This window comes from Salipiger sp., assembly GCF_059781815.1.
The window spans coordinates 1-11,963 of the sequence record NZ_JBYNAH010000138.1 but is presented as its reverse complement, the minus strand read 5'-3'; the positions used below and the strand labels follow the sequence as shown (position 1 = coordinate 11,963).

Genomic DNA, 11,963 nt, shown 5'->3' with positions numbered 1-11,963 from the left:
GCCCCCTCCGGCCCTGAGGGTCACGCCAGCGTCGCGTCCATGGTGATCTCGGCGTCGAGCAGCTTCGAGATCGGGCAGTTGGCCTTGGCGGTCTCGGCCGCCTTGGCGAAATCCTCGGCACTCGCCTCCGGCACCTTGGCGGTCACCGTCAGGTGGCTCTTGGTGACCGCGAAACCGTCCTCCTTCTTCTCCAGCGACACCACGGCCTTGGTCGAGATGTCGTCGGCGGTGAAGCCGGCCTCGCCGAGGACCATGCTGAGCGCCATCGAGAAGCAGCTGGCATGGGCGGCGGCGATCAGTTCCTCCGGGTTCGAGCCGGGTTCGCCCTTGAAGCGCTTGTTGAAGCCGTAATTGACCTCCTCCAGCGCGCCGGATTCGGTCGAGATCGTGCCGGTCCCGTCCTTGAGGCCGCCCTTCCAGTTCGCCGATGCGGATTTGTTGATCATTTTCTGCTCCTTTGCTTGCGTCTGTGCAGTCCTGCCCCATTGGGGCGCTCGCAGACCCAACGCGTCCTGGGGCGGGGAGGTTGCATTGCGGGCGATCCATCTGCGCCGGCGCTCACATTCCATATTGTCTTTTCCACAGCCGATCCCTTATGCTGAACGTCAGGCCTCCGTATGTTCGAGGCCGAGAGAGTTTCGCTGCGACGGCGCGTCCCCATCAAAGGACCCGGCGCAGACCGATCGGGCCGCAAGGCCAACCGAAGACCGCCCGGACCGCTCATCGGCGACGGGCCGCAAACAGGCGCCGGACCGCGACAAGCGGACGAGCGTCGGAGAAGAACCGCGATGACGCGTGCGACGCAGACGAGGCACCTGGGCGAAGGCAGATTGTCTTCCCGTGCCTGCGCGCCGCAACTCGCCCAGACAAGCCACGCCGCAACCCGTCTCCACCCGCCAGGGAGGAGCGCGCATGCGCCGTGCAGACGGACAACATGGCAAAGAAAATGCTCATCGACGCCACCCACGCGGAGGAAACCCGCGTCGTGGTGGTCGACGGAAACAAGGTCGAGGAATTCGACTTTGAATCGGAGAACAAGCGGCAGCTAGCCGGCAACATCTATCTCGCAAAGGTCACGCGCGTGGAGCCCTCGCTCCAGGCGGCCTTCGTGGATTACGGCGGAAACCGCCACGGTTTCCTCGCCTTCTCCGAGATTCATCCCGATTACTACCAGATCCCGGTCGCCGACCGTCAGGCCCTGATGGAAGAAGAGGCGGCGCTTGCCGCCGAGGCCGAGGAAGAGGAAGACCAGCCCAAATCCAAGCGCTCGCGGTCGCGGCGCTCGCGGTCGCGCTCGTCCTCCAGGGCCGAGAAGACCCGTTCGGAGGACAAGACCGCCACGGCGGATCCCGCCGAGATCAAGGGCATGGAGACCATCGACCTCGGCGAGGACGAGATCTCCGAAGACACGGACGAGACGGCAGCGACCTCGCCGGCGGAAAACGTCACTGACGCGGCGCCCGACGCGGCAACCGACACAGTGGCCGAAGACACCGTCGCAGCGCCCGAAGCCACCTCCGAGGAGCCTGCGCAAGCGGGCGAGGAGGCTGTCGCCGAGGCCGCCGAAGAAGACGCAGGCGCTCCGGCGGTCGAAGAGGTCGAAGAGGCCGTGTCGGAAGACGCCTCCGATGACGACGCGGATGACAGCGACGACGACGCGGCTGACGATGAGGACGAGTCCGACGAGGGCGACGACCACATCGGCTCCGAAGACAGCATCGAATCCGTCGCCGACGACGACACCGAGGAAGAGATCCGTCCCAAGCGCAAGCCGCGGCCGCGCAAGTACAAGATCCAGGAAGTCATCAAGGTGCGCCAGATCATGCTGGTGCAGGTGGTCAAGGAAGAGCGCGGCAACAAGGGCGCGGCGCTCACCACCTACCTGTCGCTGGCCGGCCGCTACTGCGTGCTGATGCCCAACACCGCCCGTGGCGGCGGCATCTCGCGCAAGATCACCAACGCCACCGACCGCTCCAAGCTCAAGCAGATCGCCGCCGAGATCGACGTGCCCAAGGGCGCGGGCCTGATCATCCGCACCGCCGGCGCCAAGCGCACCAAGACCGAGATCAAGCGCGATTACGAATATCTCCAGCGCCTGTGGGAGCAGATCCGCGCCCTCACGCTGCAGAGCGTCGCGCCGGCCAAGATCTACGAGGAAGGCGACCTCATCAAGCGCTCGATCCGCGACCTCTACAACCGCGAGATCGACGAGGTTCACGTGGAAGGCGACCGCGGCTACCGCATCGCCAAGGACTTCATGAAAATGATCATGCCGTCCCATGCCAAGAACGTGAAGCATTACGCCGACCCGATGCCGCTCTTCGCCCGCTACCAGGTCGAGAGCTACCTGAGCTCGATGTTCAACCCGACCGTGCAGCTCAAGTCCGGCGGCTACATCGTCATCGGCGTCACCGAGGCGCTGGTGGCGATCGACGTCAACTCCGGCCGCGCCACCAAGGAAGGCTCGATCGAGGAGACCGCGCTCAAGACCAACCTCGAGGCCGCCGAAGAGGTGGCCCGCCAGCTGCGCCTGCGCGACCTGGCCGGTCTCATCGTGATCGACTTCATCGACATGGAAGAGCGCAAGAACAACGCCGCCGTCGAGAAGAAGCTCAAGGACAAGCTCAAGACCGACCGCGCCCGCATCCAGGTGGGCCGGATCTCGGGCTTCGGTCTGCTCGAAATGTCGCGACAGCGTCTGCGCCCCGGTATGATCGAGGCCACCACGCAGCCGTGCCCGGCCTGCCACGGCACCGGCCTGATCCGCTCCGACGACAACATGGCGCTGAACATCCTGCGCCAGATCGAGGAAGAGGGCACCCGCCGCCGCTCGCGCGAGGTTCTGGTCAAGGTGCCTGTGGGCATCGCCAACTACCTGATGAACCAGAAGCGCGAGCATGTCGCGATGATCGAGGCACGCTACGGCATGGCCGTGCGCATCGAAGGCGACCTGCATCTCGTCTCGCCCGATTTCACCCTCGAGAAGTTCAAGACCGCCACCCGCAACGTCCCCGAGGTCGTGGCGCCGGTGGTCTCGGTCGACACCTCGCTGATGGACCAGATCGACGAGGATGCTGCCGCCGAGGAAGACGAGGACGAGACGACCGAGGAGACCGGTGCGACCGGATCCGAGGCGGACACCTCCTCCGAGAGCAATGGCGACAATGGCGATGACGAGGGCAAGCCCAAGAAGCGCCGCCGCCGCCGCCGTCGCTCGCGCTCGAAGAAGTCGAACGGCGAGGGCGAGAACGGCTCCGAGAACGGTGATGACGACAACGGCGAGTCCGGCAAGGACGAGGCCGCTGACGCATCGACCACCGAGGAGGCCGGCGAGGCCGTGACCGAAGAGGCCGCGCCCGCGGCGGAGGAGGCCGAGACACCGGCCAAGCCCAAGCGGACCCGCAGCCGGTCGCGCTCGCGCAAGCCCAAGGCCGATGCCGTGACGGAAAAGGCCGCTTCCGAGGACGCGCCCGCTGTAGAGGCGACAGATGCGCCCGTCGAAGAGACCACCGGCGCCGCCGTGGTCGAGGCGCCCGCGCCCGCGGTCGAGGACACGGCCGCGCCCGAGCCCGAGGCAGAAGGCGCCTCCGAAGTCGAGGCCCAGCCCGAGGCAGAGGTCGCAGAAAGCGCCGAGGCCGAGATGCCGAGCGCGCCGGTCGAAGAGGCCGCGCCTGTCGCGGCGGAGGTCGAAGCCGAGCCGGTCGCTGATCCCGCGCCGGTCGAGGCCGCCGAGCCCGCGCCGGAACTGGCCGAGGACGCTGCGCAAGCGGCGGAGGAGGTCTCGGAAGAGACCCCCGAGCCCGAGCCCGAGCCGGTGCCAGAGCCCGCCGAGGCCGGCGAGGCCGAAGCCGATGACAAGCCCAAGCGCCGCGGCTGGTGGTCGATCGGGCGCTGAGCCTGACCCGCAGTACGGATGACAAGAACGGCCCCGGAGATCCTCCGGGGCCGTTTTCCGTTGCTGCGGCGGGGCCAGGTTTCAGCCCGCCTACGGGGATGTGACCCTGCGCCGCGTGACGCGGGCCGGGTTATCTTCTATCGAAGGCATATGTTCGGAATCGACCTCATCGACGCCAGCCTTCTGCCGGCCATGTTCGTGGCGCTTGCCGCGGGGATCATCTCGTTCCTCTCGCCCTGCGTGCTGCCCATCGTGCCGCCCTATCTCGCCTTCATGTCCGGCGTCTCGATCGCCGAGATGGAGGCCGGTGGCCGCGCCCGGCTGCGCGCCTTCACCGCCGCGCTGTTCTTCGTGCTGGGGCTGAGCACGGTCTTTGTGCTGCTGGGCTTCACCGCGTCATGGCTGGGCATGTTCTTCCTGCAGAACCAGATCCTGCTGGCGCGGATCTCGGGCGTCGTGGTGATCGTCTTCGGCCTGCATTTCCTGCACGTCTTCCGCATTCCCTTCCTCGACCGCGAGGCGCGGATCGAGACCGGCGATGCCGGCGGCTCGGCCTTCGGCGCCTATATCCTCGGGCTTGCCTTCGCCTTCGGCTGGACGCCCTGCATCGGGCCGCAGCTCGGCGCGATCCTGTCGATGGCTGCCTCCGAGGGCTCGGTGGCGCGCGGCACGGCGCTGCTTGCGGTCTACGCCGCGGGGCTTGGCCTGCCGTTCCTGCTGGCGGCGGTGTTCCTGAGCCGGGCCATGGGGGTGATGAACCGGCTCAAGCGCCACATGGGGCTGATCGAGAAGGTCATGGGCGTGCTGCTCATCGCCGTGGGCCTCGCGCTCCTCACCGGCGCGTTCTCGGCGTTCTCGTTCTGGCTGCTCGAGACCTTCCCGGCGCTTGGGGAGCTGGGCTGAGGCGGCCAAGATCCGGCCTTAGTCTTGCCCTCGCGGCCTGTTAGCGACAGGATCGCGAAAAGAGGGCAGGGATCATGGGCAACGACCCGCAGGCAGCAAGCGCGCCGCAGGTGGCGCAGGAGGTGAGGCGGCGCCGGGTGTTCTACATCCCGGGCTACGATCCCATCCACCCGCGCCGCTACCGCGAGCTCTACCGCAAGGAAGGCGCCAAGCAGGCGCGGATCTCGGGCTACGAGATCGCGCTGAAACCGGGCGCGGGCGGGGGCCATTACGGCTGGCAGGTCGCGGCCCGGATCGATGGTGCGGAGGTCGCGGCGCAGGTCGAGGTGCTGGTCTGGTCCGACATCGTGCGCGGCAGCATGTCGAACAGCATCCCCGCCACCTATCTCCAGCTTGTCCGAACCGCGTGGGAATACATCGCCACCGGCGCGCTGCGGCGACTGATGCGGCTGCGCAAGGGGCCGGTGATCGCGGCCCTCTACCCGGTGGGCATGTTGCTGGGCCAGCTCGGGCTGGCGCTGCTGCTGATCTGGGCGCTGGTCTCGGCGGCGGGGCTCCTCCGCCCCTGGCTGGGCGTCCTCGCCGATATCGGCGGGGGCATCGCGGGGATCGCGGCGGCGGTCTGGCTGCTGCGCTGGTTCAAGGCGAAGGACGGCAAGCTCTTCGCCTATTACCTGATGCACGATTACGCCTATTCGGCGCAGCATCGCGGCGCCAACCCGCCCGAGCTCGAGGCCCGCATGGCGCAGTTCACCGACGCCATCGCCGCCGCGCTGCGCGACGAGGTCGACGAGGTGCTGGTGGTCGGCCACAGCTCGGGCGCGCATCTCGCAGTCTCGATCCTCGCCGACCTGATCCGGCAGGGGCGCGTGCCGGCCCGAGGCCCGCGGCTGGCGTTTCTCAGCCTCGGGCAGGTGGTGCCGATGGTGTCCTTCCTGCGCGACGCCTGGCGGCTGCGCGCCGATCTCGCCTTCCTCTCGGCCCGGGACGAGATCACCTGGGTCGACGTCACCGCCCCCGGCGACGGCTGCGCTTTCGCGCTCTGCGATCCGGTCGCGGTCTCGGGCGTGGCGCCGGAGGACAAACGCTGGCCGCTGGTGTTCTCGGCCCAGTTCACCCGGGCGCTCAGCCCGGCGCGCTGGAAGGCGCTGCGCTGGCGCTTCTTCCGGCTGCATTTCCAGTATCTCTGCGCCTTCGACGCGCCGCGCGATTACGACTACTTCCAGATCACCGCCGGCCCGCTCAGCCTCGCCACGCGCTACGCCGCGCGCCCGCCCTCGGCCAGCCGCATCGACGTGCCGGTCTCGAAATTCACCTCGACCGCGCCATGATCCCGCCGAAGCCCGCCTCCCGCCCCGACAAGGTCTCGCTATGGCGTTACCTCAGGCTCTTCCGGCAGGACCTGCTCTCGGCCCAGCCCGAGCGGCTCTACCGCGCGTGGATGGCCGAGTTCCGCACGCCGTTCTTCCGCTCCTACCTCGTCAACCAGCCCAACCTGGTGACCACCGTGCTGAAGGAGCGCCCGCTGGACTTCCCCAAATCCGAGCGCATCTCCGAGGGGCTGCGGCCGCTGCTGGGCGAGTCCGTCTTTCTCACCAACGGCGCGCAGTGGCAGCGCCAGCGGCGCATCATCGATCCGGCCTTCGAGGGCGGGCGCCTGCGCGAGACCTATCCCGCCATGTGGGCGGCGAGCCAGGCGGCGCTGGCGCGTCTGACCGCTCGGGCCGGAGAGACGGTGGAGATCGAGGAGCAGACCAGCCACGCCGCCGCTGACATCATCTTCCGCACGCTGTTCTCGATCCCGATCGAGGACGCGCTTGCGGCGCAGGTCTTCCACGAGTTCCGCGCCTATCAACGCACCCAGCCGATCCTCAACCTCGCCGCCTTCCTGCCGCTGCCGCGCTGGATGCCGCGCTTCTTCCGGGCCGACACCAAGCAGGCGGCGAAACGCATCCGCGCGCTGATCACCGCGCTCTGCGAGCGCCGCCGCGCCGAGATCGAGGCCGGCACCGCGCCGGACGATCTCGCCACCAAGATCATGACCACCGCCGATCCCGAGACCGGCGAGATCTTCTCGACCGAGGAGATGGTCGACCAGGTGGCGATCTTCTTCCTTGCCGGGCACGAGACCTCGGCCTCGGCGCTGGCCTGGGCGCTCTACCTCGTGGCGACGCATCCCGAGTGGCAGGAGCGGCTGGCCGAGGAGGCGCAGCTGCTGGGCGACACGCCCGAGTTCTCCGACATCGCCAGGCTCAGGCTCTCGCGCGATGTGTTTCGCGAGACGCTGCGGCTCTATCCGCCGGTGCCGATGATGGTGCGCGAGACAACTTGCCCGGAGCGCTTCCGCGAGCGCGACGTGCCAAAGGGCGCGCAGATCGTCCTGAGCCCGTGGCACCAGCATCGCCACGCAAGGCTCTGGGACAATCCAGACGGGTTCGACCCGGCGCGCTGGGGCACCGAGAATGGCCGCAGCTGCGCGCGCGAGGCCTATATGCCGTTCTCTGCCGGGGCGCGGGTCTGCACCGGGGCGGGGTTTGCCATGGTCGAGGGCGTGCTGATGCTGTCGCTGATCCTGCGCGACCTGAGGCTCACCGCATTGCCGGAGAGCGTACCCGAACCGGTGGCGTTTTTGACCGTGCGCGCCCGCGACGGCATCCATCTGCAGGTTGAGCGACGTTAGCGCCGAACGTTAGCGTTAAACCTGTCTCTTACGCCTACCCATCTGAAATGCCTTGGGATATGCCTTTGGCAACAGGCATTTTCAGCATGGGAGAGGGTTCCTCATGAGCGTTTTCGAAGACCAGAAACAGAAGATGGCGACGGGGCAGGGCTTCATCGCCGCGCTCGATCAGTCCGGCGGATCCACCCCCAAGGCGCTCAAGCTCTACGGCGTCGAGGAAGACGAGTACAACGGCGAAGCCGAGATGTATGGCGAGATCCACAAGATGCGCACCCGCATCATCACCGCGCCGGAGTTTACCGACGGCAAGGTGCTGGGCGCGATCCTCTTCGAGCGCACCATGCGCGCCGAGATCGAGGGCATTCCGACCGCGCAGTATCTCTGGGAAAAGCGCGGCGTGGTGCCGTTCCTGAAGATCGACAAGGGCCTCGCCGACAAGGAAAACGGCGTTCAGCTGATGAAGCCGATGCCCGGCATCGAGGATCTGCTCAAGGAAGCCAAGGAGAGCTTCGGCATCTTCGGCACCAAGGAGCGTTCGGTGATCCACGAGGCCAATGCCGAGGGCATCGCGGCGGTGGTCGACCAGCAGTTCGAACTTGGCAAGACCGTGGTCGCCGCCGGTCTGGTGCCGATCATCGAGCCCGAGGTCGACATCAACTCGCCCACCAAGGCCGAGGCCGAGGAGATTCTCAAGTCCGAGATCGCCAAGCACCTCGACACGCTGCCGGAAGGCGATGACGTCATGCTGAAGCTGACCATCCCGACTATCGACGGCCTCTACGACTCCCTTGCCGATCACCCGCGCGTGGTCCGCGTTGTGGCGCTCTCGGGCGGCTACTCGACCGACGTGGCCTGCGAAAAGCTCGCCAAGCAGCCGAAGATGATCGCCTCCTTCAGCCGCGCGCTGGCCGAGGGCCTGTCGAAGAAGCAGTCGGACGACGACTTCAACGCGCTGCTCGGCAGCAATATCGACAAGATCTACCAGGCCTCGCTCTGAGCGACGCCCCAGGCTCTTTCGGGCCTTTGCAAGATGATGACGCGTCGGGGCAGCCCGGCGCGTTTTTTCACGCGCGGACAGTCGCTTGCGGCTCGGCGGGGTGGCGCCGTCGAGGCGCTGGTCGCGGCACAGTGGCGGAGCGCCGCGCGGCCGCCCGGGCGGTTCCGGCGGGCCTCTGCGCGTTTTCGGGCTCCGGGCGGTGAGGGCTGTCCGGGCGCGGCGGATGCAGCGAGGGTGCGGGCACTCAACCCTTGCCCCCGACCGGAGATCCGCCCATGCCCCGCCTGTCCCTGATCGTTCTCGCCCTTGCCGGCGCGTCGCCCGTCCTTGCCGCCGAAGCGGCGGATGTGAACGGCGACGGCGTGCTGACGCTTGACGAGGTGCAGGCGGTCTGGCCCGAGATCTCGATCGACACGTTCCTCTATCTCGACCGCGACGGAGACGGGCTTCTGGGCTCGGAAGAGATCGTCGCAGCGCGCGAAGACGGCCTTCTGGCCGAGGGGCGCTGACCGCGTGGCCGCTCCCGTCTCCCCGCGGGGGCGGCCTCTTGCCCGGACCGTAAGGCCTCAGGAGCGCGCGATGTAGCGGTCGCGGCGATGGTTCACGGTGATCAGGATGTTGAGCACCAGCGCGCCCAGAAGCGACCAGAGCACGCGCTCCCAGTCGAACAGGAACAGCGCCAGCAGGAACACGCAGAGATCGAAGCCAAGCTGCACGTGGCCGGCCTTGATGCCCTTGGTGTCCTGCGCCCAGAGCGCCACGATGCCGACGCCACCGAGCGTGGCACCGTGCCGGAACAGCATCAACAGGCCGACGCCCGCCAGCATCCCCGACAGCGTCGCCCCGAGCGCCGGGTGCAGGTGATTGATGGTGAGCACCAGCGGCAGGCCCTCGGCGATCGCCGACATCAGCGCCACCGACAGGAAGCTCTTGATGGTGAAGCGCCAGCCCAGCTGTTTGATCGCCAGCAGGTAGAACGGCAGGTTGAGCAGGAAGAAGATCGCGCCGAAGGGTAGGCCGCTGGGATAGGAGAGCACCAGGGACAGGCCGGCGATCTGGCCGGTGAACAGCTCGGAGGCGCGCAGGAACTGGATCGACAGCGCCACGAGGGTGGTGCCGACGAGGATGGCCTGCAGGTCTTCCCAGAAGGTGTGACGGTCGGGCGGGGGGGATTGGAGCAGCAGCATGGGTCTGCCATGCCGCGCCGCTCGCGCGCGGTCAAGATGGGCCGTGGCGCCACGTGGAGGCCCGCGGGGCGGGCGCGCGTTTCATGGGCGAAAGCTGTCGCGCGGGCGGCCCGCACCGGTCGCAGAGGCTCAGAACCGGCACTGTTCCTTGACCGCGAGGCGGAAGGCGCCGGTGCCCTTGGCATCGGTTCGGGCGATCTCGCGACTGTCGATGTCAAAGCCTAGCGACGCCGCCTGCTGCAGGTGCTCGAGCACCAGAGACGAGGTCACCAGCGTGACGCTCAGCGCGCGGTCGCGGGCCATCACGGTCATCGGCTGCCGGTCGTTGCGCCCGTCGGGCAGGGTGATCCACAGCATCGCGTTGCCTGCCGGCTGCGGCCACGGATCGAACGAGACCTGAAGCCGGTCGGGGCGCGCACGGGTGCAGAAGAAGGTGATCTTGGTGGCGCCGGCCTGCTGCGACATGGCGGCGCTGCCATTGCCCTGCGACAGGGTCCAGTCGGCATGGGCGAGCGAGGCGGGCAGGGTCGCCAGAAGCGCCAGGGCGCCAGAGAGAAAAAGCGATCGCATGAGAATGACCTGAACTTGGGAATACACCGCTTTCAGGCTCTCACGCAGGCCGCCACCGGTCAAACGAAAGCCGGCCCCGAACGGGGCCGGCCATGCCGCGTGCCGGAGAAGCGGTCAGAGCGTGCCGAGCGCCTTGTTGAGGTTCTCGTCGACCTTTTCGAGAAAGCCCATGGTGGTGAGCCATTTCTGGTCCGGCCCCACCAGCAGCGCCAGGTCCTTGGTCATCCAGCCCGATTCCACCGTTTCGACCACCACCTTCTCGAGCGTGGTTGCAAAGGCCATCAGCGCGGTGTTGCCGTCGAGCTTGGCGCGGTGCTTTAGCCCGCCGGTCCAGGCGTAGATCGAGGCGATGGAGTTGGTCGAGGTGGCCTGACCGGCCTGATGCTGGCGGTAGTGGCGGGTCACCGTGCCATGCGCCGCCTCGGCCTCGACGATCTTGCCGTCGGGCGTCATCAGCTGCGAGGTCATCAGGCCGAGCGAGCCGAAGCCCTGCGCCACGGTGTCGGACTGCACGTCGCCGTCGTAGTTTTTGCAGGCCCAGACGAAGCCGCCGTTCCACTTCATGCAGCAGGCCACCATGTCGTCGATCAGCCGGTGCTCGTACCAGATGCCCTTGGCCTTGAACTGCTCCTCGAACTCCTCCTCGAAGACCTTCTGGAACAGGTCCTTGAAGCGGCCGTCATAGGCCTTGAGGATGGTGTTCTTGGTCGAGAGATAGACCGGCCAGCCGAGCGAGAGCCCGTAATTGAACGAGGCACGGGCGAAATCGATGATCGAGGCGTCGAGGTTGTACATCGCCTGGTAGACGCCGGCGGAGGGGGCATCGAAGACCTCCTTCTCGATCACCGTGCCGTCCTCGCCCACGAATTTCATCGTCAGCTTGCCGGCGCCGGGGAAGTGGAAGTCGGTGGCCTTGTACTGGTCGCCAAAGGCGTGGCGGCCGATGACGATGGGCCGGGTCCAGCCGGGCACCAGGCGCGGCACGTTGCGGCAGATGATCGGCTGGCGGAACACTACGCCGCCAAGGATGTTGCGGATCGTGCCGTTGGGCGATTTCCACATCTTCTTGAGACCGAATTCCTCGACCCGCGCCTCGTCGGGGGTGATGGTGGCGCATTTCACCGCGCAGCCGATCTCCCTGGTCTTCTCGGCGGCGTCGATGGTGATCTGGTCGTCGGTCTCGTCCCGGCTCTCGATGCCGAGATCGTAATAGAGCAGGTCGAGATCCAGATAGGGCAGGATCAGCTTTTTCTTGATGAAGTCCCAGATGATGCGGGTCATCTCGTCGCCGTCCATCTCGACGATCGGGTTGTCTACCTTGATCTTCGACATGCAGGTCCCTTTCCGTTTTGCACGTGCAGCATGACGCGCCTTAGCCCAGATTCGCAACTTTGGAAAGAATGGTATGCATCGGTATACAAAATGTGACGGGCGCTGCGGGAAATTTGGGCGGATGGTAAGGGAATGGAAAGGAGTGGGCTGCTAGATGCGGGCCATGGTCATGCGTTTCCGCCTTTGTCTCGATGCTGCGCTCATCGCGCTTCTGCTCCTCGTCGGGGTCGGCGGCACGCTGGCGGCGGCCCTTGGCCCGGTGCCGCAAAGCCCCGGCGCGCCTGTGCTGATCATCGCGCCACCGTGGTCGGTCGGCGCGCCGGCGCTGGCCGCGTTGGCGGGCGGGCGGGCGCTCGGCCCGGTGACCGCGCCGTTAGGGGCGCTCGCGGTGTTCGACAC

11 protein-coding genes are annotated in these 11,963 nt (G+C 67.2%); 7 read left to right on the top strand and 4 right to left on the bottom strand.

The features are described from left to right. Positions 1 to 20: 20 nt before the first annotated feature. On the bottom strand, positions 21 to 446 hold the full coding sequence (locus tag AC6RA4_RS15865; RefSeq protein ID WP_500161944.1) for an OsmC family protein: 426 nt from the start codon (positions 444 to 446) through the stop codon (positions 21 to 23). A 488-nt stretch (positions 447 to 934) separates the two neighbouring features. Here AC6RA4_RS15865 and AC6RA4_RS15860 point away from each other — a divergent pair, with 488 nt between their 5' ends. The 6 genes from AC6RA4_RS15860 (at position 935) to AC6RA4_RS15835 (ending at position 8,984) form a co-directional block, all read left to right on the top strand. After that, entirely contained in the window at positions 935 to 3,895 is a 2,961-nt protein-coding gene (locus AC6RA4_RS15860) for an Rne/Rng family ribonuclease (protein WP_500161942.1), read from the top strand. Positions 3,896 to 4,045: 150 nt separating this feature from the next. Continuing rightward, on the top strand, positions 4,046 to 4,798 hold the full coding sequence (locus AC6RA4_RS15855; protein WP_500161940.1) for a cytochrome c biogenesis CcdA family protein: 753 nt from the start codon (positions 4,046 to 4,048) through the stop codon (positions 4,796 to 4,798). A 74-nt stretch (positions 4,799 to 4,872) separates the two neighbouring features. After that, the gene (locus AC6RA4_RS15850; RefSeq protein WP_500161938.1) at positions 4,873 to 6,129 is read left to right on the top strand and encodes a hypothetical protein; all 1,257 of its coding nucleotides are present in this window, start codon (positions 4,873 to 4,875) and stop codon (positions 6,127 to 6,129) included. Continuing rightward, complete coding sequence (locus AC6RA4_RS15845) at positions 6,126 to 7,478, top strand: cytochrome P450 (RefSeq protein WP_500161935.1); 1,353 nt, start codon at positions 6,126 to 6,128, stop codon at positions 7,476 to 7,478. Before AC6RA4_RS15850 ends, AC6RA4_RS15845 begins: the two co-directional genes overlap by 4 nt. Before the next feature lie 103 nt (positions 7,479 to 7,581). After that, a complete protein-coding gene (locus AC6RA4_RS15840; protein WP_500161933.1) occupies positions 7,582 to 8,475 on the top strand; it encodes a fructose bisphosphate aldolase in 894 nt (297 codons plus the stop codon). A gap of 275 nt (positions 8,476 to 8,750) precedes the next feature. After that, entirely contained in the window at positions 8,751 to 8,984 is a 234-nt protein-coding gene (locus tag AC6RA4_RS15835) for an EF-hand domain-containing protein (protein WP_500161931.1), read from the top strand. 57 nt (positions 8,985 to 9,041) lie between these two features. On the opposite strand, the gene AC6RA4_RS15830 is transcribed toward AC6RA4_RS15835, so the two are convergent. The 3 genes from AC6RA4_RS15830 to AC6RA4_RS15820 all read right to left on the bottom strand — a co-directional run bounded on the left by AC6RA4_RS15830 (position 9,042) and on the right by AC6RA4_RS15820 (position 11,564). Beyond that, on the bottom strand, positions 9,042 to 9,662 hold the full coding sequence (locus AC6RA4_RS15830; RefSeq protein ID WP_500161929.1) for a YitT family protein: 621 nt from the start codon (positions 9,660 to 9,662) through the stop codon (positions 9,042 to 9,044). Between the two features lie 129 nt (positions 9,663 to 9,791). Continuing rightward, entirely contained in the window at positions 9,792 to 10,232 is a 441-nt protein-coding gene (locus tag AC6RA4_RS15825) for a hypothetical protein (RefSeq protein WP_500161927.1), read from the bottom strand. A 114-nt stretch (positions 10,233 to 10,346) separates the two neighbouring features. Further along, positions 10,347 to 11,564: an NADP-dependent isocitrate dehydrogenase gene (locus AC6RA4_RS15820; RefSeq protein WP_500161925.1), complete on the bottom strand. Its 1,218-nt coding sequence runs from the start codon at positions 11,562 to 11,564 to the stop codon at positions 10,347 to 10,349. Positions 11,565 to 11,718: 154 nt separating this feature from the next. On the opposite strand from AC6RA4_RS15820, the gene AC6RA4_RS15815 reads away from it, so the two are divergent. After that, positions 11,719 to 11,963 (top strand): hypothetical protein (locus AC6RA4_RS15815; RefSeq protein ID WP_500161923.1); only part of this gene is annotated, 245 nt, incomplete at its 3' end.